This is a genomic window from uncultured Sphingomonas sp. (assembly GCF_964244265.1).
Taxonomy (GTDB): Bacteria; Pseudomonadota; Alphaproteobacteria; order Sphingomonadales; family Sphingomonadaceae; genus Sphingomonas.
The window spans coordinates 55,044-70,226 of sequence record NZ_CAXTHV010000008.1 but is presented as its reverse complement, the minus strand read 5'-3'; the positions used below and the strand labels follow the sequence as shown (position 1 = coordinate 70,226).

At 65.8% G+C, this 15,183-nt stretch carries 16 protein-coding genes; 2 read left to right on the top strand and 14 right to left on the bottom strand.

Going from position 1 to position 15,183, the window contains the following annotated elements; genetic code table 11:
• Positions 1 to 13: 13 nt before the first annotated feature.
• Positions 14 to 997: an alpha/beta fold hydrolase gene (locus tag ACFE7K_RS04910; protein ID WP_375397051.1), complete on the bottom strand. Its 984-nt coding sequence runs from the start codon at positions 995 to 997 to the stop codon at positions 14 to 16.
• Positions 998 to 1,095: 98 nt separating this feature from the next.
• Here ACFE7K_RS04910 and phaR point away from each other — a divergent pair, with 98 nt between their 5' ends.
• Positions 1,096 to 1,671 carry a polyhydroxyalkanoate synthesis repressor PhaR gene (phaR, locus tag ACFE7K_RS04905; RefSeq protein WP_375397050.1) on the top strand — a complete coding sequence of 192 codons (576 nt, stop codon included), beginning with the start codon at positions 1,096 to 1,098 and terminating at the stop codon, positions 1,669 to 1,671.
• Between the two features lie 3 nt (positions 1,672 to 1,674).
• Here phaR and ACFE7K_RS04900 read toward each other — a convergent pair whose 3' ends face one another.
• The 13 genes from ACFE7K_RS04900 to ACFE7K_RS04840 form a co-directional block, all read right to left on the bottom strand.
• Positions 1,675 to 3,129 carry a hypothetical protein gene (locus ACFE7K_RS04900; RefSeq protein WP_375397049.1) on the bottom strand — a complete coding sequence of 485 codons (1,455 nt, stop codon included), beginning with the start codon at positions 3,127 to 3,129 and terminating at the stop codon, positions 1,675 to 1,677.
• Between the two features lie 8 nt (positions 3,130 to 3,137).
• Entirely contained in the window at positions 3,138 to 4,352 is a 1,215-nt protein-coding gene (locus tag ACFE7K_RS04895) for an aspartyl protease family protein (RefSeq protein ID WP_375397048.1), read from the bottom strand.
• A gap of 98 nt (positions 4,353 to 4,450) precedes the next feature.
• Entirely contained in the window at positions 4,451 to 5,962 is a 1,512-nt protein-coding gene (locus ACFE7K_RS04890; RefSeq protein WP_375397047.1) for a CpaF family protein, read from the bottom strand.
• A gap of 57 nt (positions 5,963 to 6,019) precedes the next feature.
• Complete coding sequence (locus tag ACFE7K_RS04885; protein ID WP_375397046.1) at positions 6,020 to 7,339, bottom strand: glycosyltransferase; 1,320 nt, start codon at positions 7,337 to 7,339, stop codon at positions 6,020 to 6,022.
• A 23-nt stretch (positions 7,340 to 7,362) separates the two neighbouring features.
• Positions 7,363 to 7,620: an ATP synthase F1 subunit epsilon gene (locus tag ACFE7K_RS04880; protein ID WP_375397045.1), complete on the bottom strand. Its 258-nt coding sequence runs from the start codon at positions 7,618 to 7,620 to the stop codon at positions 7,363 to 7,365.
• 80 nt (positions 7,621 to 7,700) lie between these two features.
• Entirely contained in the window at positions 7,701 to 9,173 is a 1,473-nt protein-coding gene (gene atpD / locus ACFE7K_RS04875; protein WP_375397044.1) for a F0F1 ATP synthase subunit beta, read from the bottom strand.
• Positions 9,174 to 9,229: 56 nt separating this feature from the next.
• Positions 9,230 to 9,577 carry a DUF2442 domain-containing protein gene (locus ACFE7K_RS04870; protein ID WP_375397043.1) on the bottom strand — a complete coding sequence of 116 codons (348 nt, stop codon included), beginning with the start codon at positions 9,575 to 9,577 and terminating at the stop codon, positions 9,230 to 9,232.
• Complete coding sequence (locus ACFE7K_RS04865) at positions 9,517 to 9,747, bottom strand: DUF4160 domain-containing protein (protein WP_375397042.1); 231 nt, start codon at positions 9,745 to 9,747, stop codon at positions 9,517 to 9,519. Before ACFE7K_RS04865 ends, ACFE7K_RS04870 begins: the two co-directional genes overlap by 61 nt.
• Positions 9,748 to 9,750: 3 nt before the next feature.
• Entirely contained in the window at positions 9,751 to 10,638 is an 888-nt protein-coding gene (locus tag ACFE7K_RS04860) for a F0F1 ATP synthase subunit gamma (RefSeq protein ID WP_375397041.1), read from the bottom strand.
• A 29-nt stretch (positions 10,639 to 10,667) separates the two neighbouring features.
• Positions 10,668 to 11,063 carry a hypothetical protein gene (locus ACFE7K_RS04855; RefSeq protein WP_375397040.1) on the bottom strand — a complete coding sequence of 132 codons (396 nt, stop codon included), beginning with the start codon at positions 11,061 to 11,063 and terminating at the stop codon, positions 10,668 to 10,670.
• 49 nt (positions 11,064 to 11,112) lie between these two features.
• Positions 11,113 to 12,642: a F0F1 ATP synthase subunit alpha gene (gene atpA / locus ACFE7K_RS04850; RefSeq protein WP_375397039.1), complete on the bottom strand. Its 1,530-nt coding sequence runs from the start codon at positions 12,640 to 12,642 to the stop codon at positions 11,113 to 11,115.
• A gap of 9 nt (positions 12,643 to 12,651) precedes the next feature.
• Positions 12,652 to 13,257, bottom strand: coding sequence for a F0F1 ATP synthase subunit delta (locus ACFE7K_RS04845; RefSeq protein WP_375397038.1), 606 nt, complete (start codon positions 13,255 to 13,257; stop codon positions 12,652 to 12,654).
• A gap of 164 nt (positions 13,258 to 13,421) precedes the next feature.
• Positions 13,422 to 14,003, bottom strand: a complete 582-nt coding sequence (locus tag ACFE7K_RS04840) for a hypothetical protein (RefSeq protein WP_375397037.1) — start codon at positions 14,001 to 14,003, stop codon at positions 13,422 to 13,424.
• A 129-nt stretch (positions 14,004 to 14,132) separates the two neighbouring features.
• Between ACFE7K_RS04840 and ACFE7K_RS04835 the strand changes: the two genes are divergently transcribed.
• Positions 14,133 to 15,170: a bifunctional transcriptional activator/DNA repair enzyme AdaA gene (locus tag ACFE7K_RS04835; protein ID WP_375397036.1), complete on the top strand. Its 1,038-nt coding sequence runs from the start codon at positions 14,133 to 14,135 to the stop codon at positions 15,168 to 15,170.
• The last annotated feature ends 13 nt before the right edge of the window (positions 15,171 to 15,183 follow it).

Here is a 15,183-nt window from a genome sequence, read left to right as displayed (position 1 = left end):
GCGCCTGAATAATCTATTGGGCCCGCAACCACGCCGCCAGCGGCTCCCACAGCGCCGCACGGGCGCGGCTGCCGACGATCATGCCGACATGGCCCAGGGCCAGGTCGCGGCGATCCGCCAGTCCGGCGGCGCTGGCGCGGGGTACGATGCGGTCGGTGGTCGACACAAATTCCAGCGTCGGGCACGGCAGGGCTTGGGGATCGACCACCCTGCCGCCAACGGACCAGCCGCCGCGCCCGGTGCGGTCGCCGCCGATGAATTCCTCGAACAGCTGCCGTCCCGCCGCCAGTGTCAGCGCCGCGCCGCTATTGGCCCAATCCTCCATCGCGACGAAGGTGCGTGCGGCATCGCTCGCCGGGTCGAGTGCCCCGAATGCCTCGTATTTGGCGATGATGCGTGCCGGGTCGAGCCGCCAGAATCCCGCCTGCAGAACCTCGGCGGGCACCAGTCCCATCGCCTCGCACCCCGGCCGCGCCGCCTCCCATAGCATGGCGAGATCGGCGCGCGCCGCGTCGCCGAACCCCTCGAAATGCCACGGCGTTGCGATCGCCACGCAGCCCGCGACGTGCATGCTCGCCGCCGCCGCCAGCGCCATTGTCCCGCCCAGGCAATAGCCGACTAGGACCGGCGGCTCGGCAAGGCCGGCGATCAGCGGCAACAGGATGCGTTCGACATGTCCGGTAATGTCCAGCGCGGCATCGGCGGGCTGCGGCGTTCCCCAGTCGAGCAGGTACGGATGCGCGCCCTCGCGGGCCAGCCAGCGCAGCAACGACGTTGCGGGCGACAGGTCGAGGATCAGCGCCGGATTGATCAGCGACGGCACGAAGATCACTGCGCGCCCGATGCCGCCATAATCGTACAGCCGTGCCGTGCCGCGGCGATCGATTGCCGTCATCGGCTGTGGCGGCGGCCCGCGCAGCGCTTGCTGATAGGCGCGCAATCCGGCGAGCGCGGCCGTCCGGCGTTCGCGCGATGCTGCGGTTTGTTCGCGCAGCATATCCAGGAAAAGTGGCAACGGCCGGGGGCCATGCTGCACGTGTTGCGGCGCATCAACTAAGGGTGTTATAGCAACCGGTATCACCAGGGGCGCTCCACATGAAAAAGCAGGCTGCCGGCAATGGCCCGGTCATCATCAAGAAATACGCCAATCGTCGGCTCTATAATACCGAAAGCTCCTCTTACATCACGCTGGACCATCTCGCAGGGATGACTCGTGAAGGCCGTGACTTCAAGGTCGTCGATGCCAAGTCGGACGAGGACATCACGCACAATGTCCTGACCCAGATCATCATGGAAGAAGAATCACGCGGCCAGACGATGCTGCCGGTCAACTTCCTACGCCAGCTCATCTCGATGTACGGCGACTCGATGCAGGCGATGGTACCCGGCTATCTCGAAGCGTCGATGAACAGTTTTCGCCGCAACCAGGAACAGTTCAAGTCGGCGGTGGAGGGCGCGTTTGCCAATTCCCCCTTCGCCGAAATGGCCAAGCGGAACCTCGCCATGTTCGAGGCAGCGACGCAGGCCTTCAAGCCCAACATCGGCGGCGCGGCGCCGACCGTACCGGCCGACGAGGCAGCAGGCATGGCGCCGGTCATGGGCGGCGATGATGTCGCCGCGCTGAAGGCCGAGCTTGCCCGCCTACAGGATAAGATCGACCGTATCGGATAACGATTATCGCCGCAGCGCAAGGTCGCGACGCAGATAGACGATGGTGCGATACCCCGAACGTGGCGTTGCCATAACCGGGCGGTAATCGGCGGACAGCGCCGCCTTGACCAAGCGCAGGCTGGCCGGATTCCAGATCGACAGCCGCCGATCGGACGTCACGATTACCGGCGGACGGTTGGCAAGGATCCGCCGTACCTCGGCTGCTTCGTCAATACCGGTAGCGCCTCGCTCGGTCGTGTAGGCGAGCAGATTGGGAAAGGCATAGGCCGTCGGCAGGCAGACGCGGGCAAGCTGGTAGGTGATGGTGTCGCCGATGAAGACATAGGGACAGCCCCGCCCGGTGCTGTTGCGCTGGACCAAAGCGGCCACGGTGCGCGCGCCGGCCGCATCGTCGGAACGCATCTCCCAGGCAATCCCGTTGACCGCCAGTCCGATCGCCAGCATCGCCACGCCCAGCCGCGGTGATCGTCCGAACGCCTCCCCGGCCGTCACCGCGAGCGGGGCGAGCAGCGGCAAGGCATAATGATCAAAGAAGGTCCCGATCGCCAGAAAGCCGACCAGTGCCGCGCCGATCCAGCCGGCCGCGATTGCCGTCTCCGGCGACCAATCCCGCCGGCGCCACCCCAGGGCCGCCGAGGCGATCAGCGGCGACAGGATCGCGCCGATTCCGAGCAGGCGCATCGCCAGCTGATCGGCCGGATAGCCCGCCCGCAATCCGATCGACGTCACGTTGGCAAACCAGAAGGCGGCAAAGGCTTGGGTTCCCAGCAGGCGATACCAGACTATCGCCCCCAGCGTCGGCGCCAATCCGCACGCGGCCCAGCAGAGCCCGGCCAAGGCAACCCGCCGCCAGCCTGCCCCCGCGCGACGCAGAAACACCAGGTGGACGATGCCGATATAGACGCCCTCGATCGCCGGCGTATATTTAAGCTGGATGGCGATCCCGCCCAGCAGACAGGCGAACGCGCCCCATGCCAGGATCGCCCATTGTCGTCCGGCGGCGGCGCGGAGGGGCAGGTGCAGCGCGACCAGCGCCGCCATGGCGACGAATAGATTGTAGAAGACGGGCGACTGCCCCCCACGCCCGCCAAGCGCCGACAGCCAGACCAGATAGGCGGCGCCGGCGGCCACGGCCCCCGCCGGGCTAGCCCCCACGCGTCGCGCGGCCCGATCAACGATCAGCGCCGTCGTGGCGGCGAACCCGGTCGCGACCAGTTGATAGGCAAGGATGCCGTCCCCCGGCAGCGCGCGAATCGCGGCGTAGAGCAGGAACAGCCCGATCGGCTTGCGATCCCAGATGTCGAGATAAGGCGTTGCCCCCGACCACAATCGGTCGCCGACCAGCAGGTAATATTGCTCGTCGACATGGATCACCGGATTGCCGAAGTCGATCGCGCGAACCAGCAGCGCGAGCGCGGTCATCGCCACTATCACCTGCCACGGTCGCCACCGTGCCACGGCAATGGTCAATAGAATCGCTCCAGCGTCAGCGACCGCGACGATCCGCCGCACAGGCCCAGCTCGACCATACGGCCCGGCACGCCGATCGGCCAGTTGGCCAGCGCCGTGCGCGGATAATCCGCGGCGATGCGGACGCCATCGATGGCGCAGATCTGGTCGCCGACGCGCCATGCCCCGCCCGCGGCGGGACCCCCGCGCATGACATGGATTACGCGCAGCCGGTCGCCCGCCATGGTGAACAACAGGCCGCTGGTCGACTTGATCGGCGGCTTGTCGGCATCGGGGTTGGCCGCAAGCACCATCCTGCCTGCTAGGGGATCAAGCAATACCCGATAGCGCTGGAGGAAACCCATGCCGATCCGCCCGCTGACCCCCAATCGCGCCGAAAAGCCGCCTTGCGGCTCGATCCGCGTTTCGGCCCCGCGCAAACGCGTTGCGCCGATCGACACCGCCGGCAATTCGGTGAGTTCGGTCAGCACCGGACCCGCGACGCTGTACGAGATCGTCGTGGTCGACGCCGGCAACGCCACCCCCAGCGACCGCCACGCCTCGGTCGAGAGCGTCACTGTCGCGCCGTCGCCGGTATCAACGATTACGGGTTTAAGCCGTCGGCCGCCGATCGTCAGGTCGGTGACATAGACCTGCTGGCGGGGGGAGATCGCCAGCGGCGCAGCATCGCCGACAAAGGGCAGCCGGCCGCTGGGCAGCAAGCGGAACCGGCGGTTGGCAAAATCGATGTCGAGCGCATAGCGCGCGATCAGGTCGCGCCCGATCAGCGCATCGACAGGTGTCGATCCGCCCGTCGCATCGTCGGGCAGTGTCACCACCGCCATACGCCCGCCGCTGCGCGTCATCCCGCCGATGGTGATCGCCCGGCCCTCGGCCCAGCCGAAGGTGACGCTGCCCGCGACCGCCTCGGCCGTCTGGACCCCACGCGGCCTGATCCCCGCCGCCAGGGCCCAGCGCGCCGACAGCACCGAATTGCTTACCCCGGTGTCCAGGATCCCGGTCGCCGTGCGGCCGTCGATCGTCATCGCAAAGCGGATCTGATTGCCCGGGGTCAGCTCGAACGTCACCCACTGCGCCTCGCTGTCGGCCGCCAATACCGACCGGTCGGGCTGGAAGGCCGCTTCCGGCAGCGGCCGACCCGCGGCGTTTGCCGCGCCAAGCGCGGCGAGCAGGTAAAGGAGAGAGGATGCAAAGGCAAGGTGGCGACGCATCGCCATCGTGTAGCGCGACGCGGGAGACGCGAAAATGGGGTTAGCCGGCGGTTAACCGCGAATGTGGGTCCCCCGGCAAAGACCTGATATCAGGCCGGTCAGAGGCAAGCCTCCAGATAGGCCTGGTCAAAGCCGAATTGCCGTGCCTTTTCCAGGGTATAGGGGCGCAGGCCCATCGAGCGGTACTCGCCGACGATCTTGCCTTCCGCGGATTCGTCGAGATATTCGAACTTGAACAATTCCTGGGTGACGATCACCGGGCCTTCCATCCCGATCACCTCGGTGACGTTGGTCACGCGTCGCGACCCGTCGCGCAGGCGCTTTACCTGAACGATCAGCTCGACCGAATCGGCGATCTGACGGCTGATCGCTTCCTTGGGGATCTTGATGTCTCCCATCATCACCATGTTTTCCATGCGGCCCAGGCATTCGCGCGGGGAGTTGGCGTGGAGCGTGCACATCGATCCGTCATGGCCCGTATTCATCGCAGCGAGCAGGTCGAAACATTCCGACCCGCGAATTTCGCCCAGAATGATGCGGTCCGGTCGCATGCGCAGCGCATTCTTGACCAGATCGCGGATGGTGATCTCGCCCTGACCTTCGAGGTTGGCGGGGCGCGTTTCGAGCGGCAGCCAGTGTGGCTGCTGGAGGCGAAGCTCGGCGGCATCCTCGATCGTCAGCACGCGCTCGCCCGGGTCGATCATCTTCGACAAGGCGTTGAGCATCGTCGTCTTGCCCGACCCTGTACCCCCCGAAATGACGATGTTGAACCGGCAGGCGCCGGCGATCTTCAGCGCGGTCGCCATCTTCGGCGACATCGAGCCGAAACCGGCCATCATGTCGAGCGTGATCGGCTTGTCCGAAAATTTGCGGATTGAGATAGCGGTGCCGCGCAGGGATAGGGGCGGCACGATCACGTTGACGCGGCTACCGTCCTTCAGGCGGGCGTCGGCCAGCGGCGTGGTCTGGTCGACACGCCTGCCGACCGAGTTGCAGATGCGTTGCGCGATCTGGAACAGATGTTCCTCGTCGCGAAACTGGATCGGCGCGATGATCAGCTGGCCCTTCTTTTCGATATAGGTCTGGTCGGGACCGTTGACCATGATGTCCGAAATGTCGGGATCGGCGAGCAGCTCCTCCAGCGGCCCCAGGCCGAGCAGCTCGTCGACCAGCACCTTTTCCAGCGCAAACTGCTCGCGACGGTTGAGCGTCAGCTTCAGTTCGGCAAGCACCTCGCCGATGATCGGCCGAAATTCCTCGGCCAGCTCGTCCTTGTTGAGCGTGGCAGCCGCTTCGGGATCGACGCGCTCAAGCAGGCGCGGCAATACCTGTTCCTTGATCTTGTGGATCGACGCCTCGAACCCCTCGCCGCGCGAGGTGCCGGCCTCCCCGCTGGCATTCTGGCGCTCGGCCAGGCGCGCCATCGCGTCCATCGGCGCGCCGGGCGGGACCAGCGGATCGCCGTCCACACCCCCTGGAAGCGGGGGGAACTGCTCGGTATGGTCAGCCTCCAGGCGGCCCCCGCCGGCGCCCTGCATCGGCCGGGCGACCCCGAAGGCGGGGCGCGCTCCAGGTCCCGCCGCGCCCGGTCGACGCCCGAATGCACTCATTCCACCCGTTTCCTTATGCTCACCTCCACATGATAGGGCCCAGAGTTTGATAATTGCCTAACCATCTCGCCCGGCGAAGCCCGTTGTACGACGGTGCGGCGTCTGAGGGAGCGACTCGCCCATAGCCACGCCGCGCCGCCAAGCGGCCTTGCGCGTCAGCCAGTTGATGAACTCCGCGTGCGCGGCTCGGGGAGAGAAATGAGCCTCGGCGACGTCAAGCGCGCGTTTCGCCAGGGTCGCGCGCGCCGTCGGATCGGCGCATAGATCGGCGATAGCGGCGGCGAACTCTTCGGGGGCGTTGGCGGCGCGTACTGCCTCGCCCGCAATCGCCTCGACTCCCTGGAGGGTGATGCCGGTGGCGACGATCGCCTTGCCCTGCGCCAAGGCCTCAATCAGCTTTACCTTGAGCCCCGAGCCATAGGTCAACGGCGAGATCACCACCCCGGCGCCCGCGTAAAGCGTGTCGAGATCGTCGACGAGGCCGAGAAACTGCACGCCTTGCGGCGACGGAGCGGCGATTCCGCGCGCCACGGTACCCGCAATGTCCAGCCGCGCCGCCGGCCGCGCCGTCCGGACGAGCGGCCAGACGTGGTCGAACAGCCATTGCAGGCCGATCACATTGGGGGGAGTGTTGCTGCCAACGAACAGAATGCGGTCATCCTCGCCCGGCTGGGGCGTGGCGTGCGTCGCGTAAGACATGGGTGCAAGGATCGCCGCAACCCCGGGCACCGCGCGGCGAACAAAGTCGGCCTCGTTCTCCTGGATCGCGATCACCGCGTCGGCGCGAGCAAAGCAGGCTGCTTCCTCCTCAACCGAGATCGCGCCGATCGAATCGTCGGCACCCAGCCGCGCCGCGCTTTGCGTCCGGGTATGATAGAGATCGTGCATCACGATCGCGCTGGCGCGGGGCGGGGCGGGAAGCGCGGTCAGCCCCTCGATCTGAAACATGTAGTCGGCAAGGACAATATCGTCCGGGTTCACCGTCCGCCGCACGAAAGCATAGTCGGCCTCGGTCCAAGGGGTAGAGATTGCATGCGGGAGCTTGCGGTCGCGCGCCCAGTCGGCGCTGATGCCCGCCCGCCGCGCGACCCCGGCTATCACGCCGATCGCCGCGGCGAGATAGACGCGCGGGTTGAGCACGATCAGCGTGTCGCCGAGGCGCAGCGCGCCGCGAACGGCGTGGCTGGCGAAGAGCTTCATCGCCGGCTTTAAGCGCAGGATCGGCATGCGGCCAAAGATGACCGGTGACGGCTGGACAAGGTGGGGTTCCAGCCCCGCGGCACGGACCGCCTCGGCGAGGTCGAGCAGATAGGCGGAGCTGCCGTTGGTCCGCCCCACCAGCCGTTGCCGGCTCAAAAAGACGACCCTAGGACGCATCGCCGGCGCGTTTGGCAAAGACTTCAGGTTCCGGCCTGTTCGGCCAGCACTGTCAATCCGGCCTTCGACACTTCGGCAAAACCGCCCTGGATCGACAGCATTTCGGGCTCGCTCTTGTCGGTCTTGTAGATATGCAAGCTGCCGTCGCGGATCGTTGACATGAACGGCGCGTGGCCTTCCAGGACGCCGAAATCGCCCTCGGCACCGGGAACGACGACCTGGTACACCTCCTCGGACCGGAGCAGCTTTTCGGGCGTGACGAGTTCGAAATGGAGGGGCATGGCGACCTTAGAATTTGATGGCTGCGATGATCAGCCCGGCCGATATGACTTGGGAGCCGGGAACGAGGGGGAAGAGTCGATCAGGCCTCCGCCGCCATCTTCTCCGCCTTGGCGATTGCGCCGTCGATGCCGCCGACCATGTAGAACGCCGATTCGGGCAAATGGTCGTACTCGCCGTTCACCACCGCCTTGAAGCTGCGGATCGTATCCTCGATCTGCACGAACTCGCCGGGGATGTTGGTGAACACTTCGGCGACGTGGAACGGCTGCGACAGAAAGCGCTGGATCTTGCGCGCGCGCGACACGGTCAGCTTATCTTCCTCGGACAACTCGTCCATGCCCAGGATCGCGATGATGTCCTGCAGCGACTTGTACTTCTGCAGGATCGACTGGACCGCACGCGCGGTGTCGTAGTGATCCTGGCCGACGACGCGCGGCTCGAGCACGCGACTGGTCGAATCGAGCGGATCGACCGCCGGATAGATACCGAGTTCGGAGATCGCACGATTGAGGACGGTCGTCGCGTCCAGATGGGCGAAGGACGTCGCCGGCGCCGGATCGGTCAGATCGTCGGCGGGGACGTAGACGGCCTGGACCGAAGTGATCGACCCCTTGTTGGTCGAGGTGATCCGCTCCTGCAGCGCGCCCATGTCGGTCGATAGCGTCGGCTGATAGCCGACGGCGCTCGGAATGCGCCCCAACAGCGCCGACACTTCCGCGCCCGCCTGGGTGAAGCGGAAGATGTTGTCGACGAAGAACAGCACGTCCTGGCCTTCGACGTCGCGGAAATATTCGGCGATGGTCAGCCCCGATAGCGCGACGCGCGCGCGGGCGCCGGGGGGCTCGTTCATCTGGCCGTAGACCAGGGCGACTTTCGATCCCTCGCTGATCGCATTGCCCTCGGCGTCCTTGGCGATCACGCCGGCATCGAGGAATTCGTGATACAGGTCGTTGCCCTCGCGCGTCCGCTCGCCGACGCCGGCGAACACGCTGGTGCCGCCATGGCCCTTGGCGATGTTGTTGATCAGCTCCTGGATCAGCACGGTCTTGCCGACGCCGGCGCCGCCGAACAGGCCGATCTTGCCGCCCTTGGCATAGGGCGCGAGCAGGTCGATGACCTTGATGCCGGTGACCAGGATCGCATTTTCGGTCGACTGGTCGACGAACAGCGGCGCGTCGGCGTGGATCGGCGAGGTCAGCTCGGCATCGACGGGTCCGCGCTCGTCGATCGGCTCGCCGATGACGTTGAGGATGCGGCCCAGCGTCTTGGGGCCGACGGGGACGCGGATCTGCGAGCCGGTGTCGGTGACGTTCTGGCCGCGGGTCAGCCCCTCGGTCGAATCCATCGCGATCGTGCGGACGGTGTTCTCGCCGAGGTGCTGCGCGACCTCGAGTACCAGCCGGTTGCCGTTATTGTCGGTCTCCAGCGCCGAAAGGATCGCCGGGAGGTTGTCCGGGAAACTCACGTCGACGACCGCGCCGATCACCTGGCTGATGACGCCGACATTGTTGGTCGTCGCGGGCTTTTCTGCGATGGGGGCGGTGGTGGCCATTTCTTTCCTCGTTCCAATTTAGTCGCCAGCATTGCTGGCAGCGTTGTCCATTGCGGTTATCGCAGTACCCATTCGCCATGAGCCTTGATGCCGTCATACATCGTATCCGGCGCCATATCGGGTTCCTCGTTCGGCCAGCTGACCGCGCCATGCGCGACGCCGACGCGCGCGAAATAGGCCGGGTCCGAAAGTTTCGCGAAGGGACCGCGCAGATAAGAAGGCTCGAACCGCACCTTGCCTTTCAGCCCGTTCTCGAATCCGACCGCCAAGGTCAGCGGCGCGATCGCTTCGACCTCAATCACGTTCCAGATCGGCTCGCCGACGCTGACGATCTCGTCATCGTCTATTTGGGGCGGGAGCTGATCCAGACCTGCATCAACAAATCGCCATTGAATTCCATCCATCGCCGCACCTTGCGTATCGACCTCTTGTCCAAGTCGCCCTGTAGCATCGTGCCCGTCGCAATGTCGAACTTGGCCCGCCGACTCCCCGCCGTCACGTGGAAGTGTGGCGGCGGGTGATCGTTCGTGTAAATCTCGATCCGGAGTCCGGCGATGATGATGACCGTCGGCATTCACTAGAGCGCCTCCGCCCCGGAAATGATCTCGACCAGCTCGGTAGTGATCGCGGCCTGGCGCGCGCGGTTGTATTGGATCGACAGGCGCTTGATCAGGTCGCCGGCGTTGCGCGTGGCATTGTCCATCGCGGTCATCTTGCTGCCCTGTTCGGACGCCGAATTCTCGCGCATCGCGCGGAACAGCTGGATCGCGACGTTGCGCGGCAACAGGTCGGCCAGGATTTCCTCCTCGTCGGGCTCGTATTCCACCGCCGCGTCGCTCGTCAAATTTGACGATCCTGACGCTTGTGAGGATAATTTTACCGGGATGACCTGCTGTTCGGTGGGCTCCTGGGTCAGTACCGACTTGAAGTTGGAATAGAACAGATGCGCCACGTCGAATTCGCCCGCCTCGAAGCGCGCGATCAGGTCGTCGGCATAGCCGCGGGCGTCGGCGAAGCGGAGCTTGTCGAGCGCGCCGGGCTCGATGCCGTGGATCATCAGGTCGCGATACTGGCGGTCGAGCACCGCACGGCCCTTGCGGCCGATCGTGTAGAACTTCACGGTCTTGCCGGCGGCAATCATCTCGGCCGCGCGACGGCGGGCAAGGCGCGCGATGTTGGTGTTGAACGCGCCGGCCAACCCCTTGTCGCTGGTCGCGACCACGAAGAGGTGCACCTGGTCCTTGCCGGTGCCGGCGAGCAGCCTGGGTGAGTTGGGTCCGACCGTGATCGTCGAGGCGATCGAGGCGACCACCTTTTCCAGTCGCACGGCATAAGGACGCCCGGCCTCCGCCGCTTCCTGGGCGCGGCGCAGCTTGGCGGCGGCGACCATCTTCATCGCCTTGGTGATCTTCTGCGTCGACTTCACCGAGCCGATACGGATCTTGAGGGCTTTCAGACTAGCCATTTTGGGAGAACCCTATCACTTAACTCTCGTCACGAGCTTCGAATTATAAGAACACCTTCACGTATTTCATCAAATGCCCGTCTCATTTCATCATTTGATAAACCTTCGGGGTTTATAGCACGTGACATTTTGTCTACAATAGTTTCAGAATCGTCCGCCGACTTCTTCAAATTCGCCGCGCCCGATAGAACTTGCTCAATGCCCTTTAATGTTCCCGGCCGACAATTGGTTGTATCAACGCTCTGGAAGGCAATCTTAATTTCTTGGGCATTTCTGCGCCAATCTGAAGACATTCTGTTTTCTATGACCTCAGTATTTACTTTAGCGAGGTTTGACAAAACTCTCGACTTACAAGCTTCACTCGGATCGATGTTCGCGCATGAAGTGACAGACAACGTCGCGACAAATATAACCACGTATCTCATCAGTGTCATATCGGCCTCCGAAGTAGATTACGGCTAAAAGGCTCGTCCGTTATGCAAACGTCTTGCCGAACGCGTCGAGCGCAGCCTTGAGCTGGTCGCGGGTGCCGTCCTTCAGGTCCTTGTCGTCGCGGATCGCCTTCAGCACGTCGGCGTGGTTGGCGCGCAGGTCGGCGAGCATCGCCGCCTCATAGCGCACCACCGCTTCGACCGGCACGGTATCAAGGTAGCCGGCGGTGCCGGCGAAGATGGAAGCGGTCTGCTCCTCGAACGGGAGGGGGCTGAATTGCGGCTGCTTGAGCAATTCGGTCAGGCGCGCGCCGCGGTTGAGCAGCTTCTGCGTCGAGGCGTCGAGATCAGAGCCGAACTGCGCGAACGCCGCCATCTCGCGATATTGGGCCAGCTCGAGCTTGATCGAGCCGGACACCTTCTTCATCGCCTTGGTCTGCGCGGCGGAACCCACGCGCGACACGGACAGGCCAACGTTGATCGCCGGGCGGATACCCGCGAAGAACAGGTCGGTTTCGAGGAAGATCTGGCCGTCGGTGATCGAGATCACGTTGGTCGGGATATAGGCCGACACGTCGCCCGCCTGCGTCTCGATGATCGGCAGCGCGGTCAGCGACCCGCCGCCCATCTTGTCCGACATCTTGGCGGCGCGCTCAAGCAGGCGCGAATGGAGGTAGAAGACGTCGCCGGGATAAGCCTCGCGGCCCGGCGGCCGACGCAGCAGCAGCGACATCTGGCGGTACGCCACCGCCTGCTTCGACAGATCGTCGAACACGATCAGCGCGTGCATGCCGTTGTCGCGGAAATATTCGCCCATCGCGGTGCCGGTGTACGGCGCCAGGAACTGCAGCGGTGCGGGCTCCGACGCGGTTGCGGCGACGACGATCGAATAATCCATCGCGCCGTTCTCGGTCAGCGTCTTGACCAGCTGGGCGACGGTCGAACGCTTCTGCCCGACCGCGACATAGACGCAGTAAAGCTTCTTCGATTCGTCGTCGCCGGCGTTGACGCCCTTCTGGTTGATGAAGGTGTCGATCGCGACGGCGGACTTGCCGGTCTGGCGGTCGCCGATGATCAGCTCGCGCTGGCCGCGGCCGACGGGCACGAGCGCGTCGATCGCCTTCAGGCCCGACTGCATCGGCTCCGACACCGATTGGCGCGGGATGATGCCGGGCGCCTTCACCTCCACGCGGCTGCGCTGGTCGCTGACGATCGGGCCCTTGCCGTCGATCGGGTTGCCGAGACCATCGACGACGCGGCCGAGCAGGCCGCGACCGACCGGCACGTCGACGATCGTTCCGGTACGCTTGACGACGTCGCCTTCCTTGATCTCGGCGTCAGAGCCGAAGATCACGACGCCGACATTGTCGGCCTCCAGGTTCAGCGCCATGCCCTGCACGCCGTTCGAGAATTCGACCATCTCGCCTGCCTGGACATTGTCGAGCCCGTGGATGCGCGCGATGCCGTCGCCGACCGACAGCACCTGGCCGGTCTCCGAGACTTCCGCCTCGGTGCCGAAATTGGCGATCTGGTCCTTGATGACCTTCGAGATTTCTGCGGCGCGGATATCCATCGGTAACTCTTAGCCTTTCATCGCGTGCGCGAGGGAATTCAGACGGGTGCGGATCGACGAATCGATCATCTGCGAGCCGATACGGACGACCAGCCCGCCCAGCAGCGACTTGTCCACCGACAGATCGACGGCGACCTCACGGCCGACGCGCTGGCGCAATTGCTGCTTCAGCTCGACGACCTGCTCCTCGGCCAGCGGGTGCGCGCTGGTCACCTCGGCGGTGGTCTCGCCCCGCCAGCGCGACGCCAGGCCGCGAAACGCGCGGATGATCGCGGGCAATTGGCTCAGCCGCCGATTGGCGGCCAGCACACCCAGGAAATGCGTGGTGGTGAGATCGAGCGCCATCGCGCCGGCGCTGGCGGCGACGCCCTTGCCGGCATCGACGCGGCTGATCAGCGGGCTGGCGGTCAGGGCCTTGAAGTCGGGCGATTCGTCGAGCGCGGCGCGCACCTTGGCCAGGCTGGCCTCCACCGTGGGAATCGACTTCGCCTCGCGCGCGAGCTCGAACAGCGCGGTGGCATAGCGGCCCGCCAGGCTCGCCTGTATACCGCCGCTCAAAGTACCGCTGGACGACTCCACGCGATTCCGGTCCTTCTCATCAGGAAATGGCCCCATATGAAAAGAGGGCGGCCCCGGCGGGAGCGCCCTCGATGGGTTGGCGCGCGGTTAGCATCGGGGGGGCGGCGTTGCAACCCCGGCGACCACGGCCTGGCCGCCAGGCCACGGTATTGCGGGGCGTTTCGAGACGGCGGGAAACACGGTGATGTCCGTGAGCCGGCTCAGGTGGCGGCCGGGACGTCGGTCGTCGGCCGGGCATCGATCGTCTTGCACCCCGGCTGGGTCGTCGGACGGAACGAGGACAGCGCGAGTTGCAGGATCGGCCGGTTCCAAAGCTCGTAATTGGTCTTGCCGGGTAGCAAGGTGCAGACGCTGGTCCGCTCGGCGCGCGTCTTGCCGGGCAACGGAATGACGATCAGCGCGCCGTAATCGAGCGGCACCGACCATCTGCTTTCCACCGTCATGGTCAATTTGCCGAGCGCATAGGGCGCGACCGTGACGCGGACCTGGCCGTCGGCTGGCGGCGTCGCCGCCGATGCCGCGCCGCTGCGCACCAGTTCGGGGAACAGTCCGCCGTTGCGCTCGACCAGCCTGACGGTCGCCGAATCACCCGGGAATAGCATCAGATTGTCCTGCGCGATCCACGGCAGCGTCTTGTCGACCGGCACCGCGAGCACCGTGCCCGACGGCGTCTCGATCCGCACCGTCTCGATCCGGCGGCACGCGCCGGGGACCGCGCACGGATCGGCGGCGTCAGCTTGTGCCGGCACGGTCATCGCGAACAGCAGCCACCAGAGCGTCATGCGACTTCCCTTTCGACGATCGGCTTTCGACGATGACGCCCGAAATGGCCAATCGCCGCCATGCGGTCAACGTGCTTTGACCGCAAGGTACGGGATGCCGGCGGGCGCCGCGCGGTCTACATCATGTTCATGACCGGCGATTCCATCATCGATCCCGAAGCCGCTTGGCTAGCGTTTGCGGCACGTGATCGCACCTATGACGGGCGCTTCGTCGTCGCGGTCGGCAGCACCGGCATCTACTGCAAGCCGAGCTGCCCCGCGCGCCATCCCCGGCGCGAACACGTCACGTTCCATGTCGACGGCGCGGCGGCCCGCGCCGCGGGCTATCGCGCGTGCCTGCGCTGCACGCCGGACACGGTCGGCCGCGACCGGATCGCGGTGGCCGACGCGGTCGCGCTGCTGGAAGCGGCCGAGGCGCCGATCAGCCTCGACGAACTCGCCGCGCTGGTCGGCTATGCGCCGCACCATTTCCACCGATTGTTCAAACGCGCCATCGGGGTGACCCCGGCGGTCTATGCGCGCGGGCTGCGCGCGACCCGCGCCGCGCGCGCGCTGACCAGGGAGACGACCGTGACCGAGGCGATCTATGAAGCCGGCTATTCGGCGCCGAGCCGGTTCTATGCGGACGGCGCGCGCCGGCTGGGGATGACGCCGAGCGCGTGGCGCCAGGGCGGGGCGGGGGCGACGATCCGCTGGACGATCGCCGATACCAGTCTGGGCAGGCTGCTGGTCGCGGCGACCGACAAGGGGTTGTGCCGGGTGGCGTTCGACGAGGACGCACTGGCGCTGGCCACGCGCTTTCCCCGCGCCGAGATCGTCGCCGGCGGCGCGGCGCTGGCCGATCTCGCCGCGCAGGTGGTGGCAAGCGTCGAATCGCCCGACCGCGACCGCGACCTGCCGGTCGACGTCCAGGGCACCGCCTTCCAGGAGGCGGTGTGGCAGGCATTGCGCGCGATCCCCCTGGGCGAAACGCGCACCTATCGCGAACTTGCCGCGATCGCCGGCAACCCCAATGCGGTCCGTGCGGCGGGCACCGCATGCGGCGCGAACCCGGTGTCGATCGTCATCCCGTGCCATCGCGCGCAACGCAGCGACGGCAGCATGGGCGGCTATGCCTATGGCATCGATCGCAAGATCGCGCTGCGCGCGCGCGAGGGCGTGAAGTGAGCAGCGACCGGGC

Bases quoted from the DNA above. Each gene is read 5' to 3' on its own strand.
- phaR (WP_375397050.1), top strand. From the start codon at position 1,096: ATGAAAAAGCAGGCTGCCGGCAATGGCCCGGTCATCATCAAGAAATAC.
- ACFE7K_RS04855 (WP_375397040.1), bottom strand. From the start codon at position 11,063: ATGAGATACGTGGTTATATTTGTCGCGACGTTGTCTGTCACTTCATGC.
- atpD (WP_375397044.1), bottom strand. From the start codon at position 9,173: ATGGCCACCACCGCCCCCATCGCAGAAAAGCCCGCGACGACCAACAAT.
- ACFE7K_RS04880 (WP_375397045.1), bottom strand. From the start codon at position 7,620: ATGCCCCTCCATTTCGAACTCGTCACGCCCGAAAAGCTGCTCCGGTCC.
- ACFE7K_RS04835 (WP_375397036.1), top strand. From the start codon at position 14,133: ATGACCGGCGATTCCATCATCGATCCCGAAGCCGCTTGGCTAGCGTTT.
- ACFE7K_RS04910 (WP_375397051.1), bottom strand. From the start codon at position 997: ATGCTGCGCGAACAAACCGCAGCATCGCGCGAACGCCGGACGGCCGCG.
- ACFE7K_RS04895 (WP_375397048.1), bottom strand. From the start codon at position 4,352: ATGCGTCGCCACCTTGCCTTTGCATCCTCTCTCCTTTACCTGCTCGCC.
- ACFE7K_RS04860 (WP_375397041.1), bottom strand. From the start codon at position 10,638: ATGGCTAGTCTGAAAGCCCTCAAGATCCGTATCGGCTCGGTGAAGTCG.
- ACFE7K_RS04840 (WP_375397037.1), bottom strand. From the start codon at position 14,003: ATGACGCTCTGGTGGCTGCTGTTCGCGATGACCGTGCCGGCACAAGCT.
- ACFE7K_RS04870 (WP_375397043.1), bottom strand. From the start codon at position 9,577: ATGGATGGAATTCAATGGCGATTTGTTGATGCAGGTCTGGATCAGCTC.
- ACFE7K_RS04845 (WP_375397038.1), bottom strand. From the start codon at position 13,257: ATGGGGCCATTTCCTGATGAGAAGGACCGGAATCGCGTGGAGTCGTCC.
- ACFE7K_RS04865 (WP_375397042.1), bottom strand. From the start codon at position 9,747: ATGCCGACGGTCATCATCATCGCCGGACTCCGGATCGAGATTTACACG.
- atpA (WP_375397039.1), bottom strand. From the start codon at position 12,642: ATGGATATCCGCGCCGCAGAAATCTCGAAGGTCATCAAGGACCAGATC.
- ACFE7K_RS04890 (WP_375397047.1), bottom strand. From the start codon at position 5,962: ATGAGTGCATTCGGGCGTCGACCGGGCGCGGCGGGACCTGGAGCGCGC.
- ACFE7K_RS04885 (WP_375397046.1), bottom strand. From the start codon at position 7,339: ATGCGTCCTAGGGTCGTCTTTTTGAGCCGGCAACGGCTGGTGGGGCGG.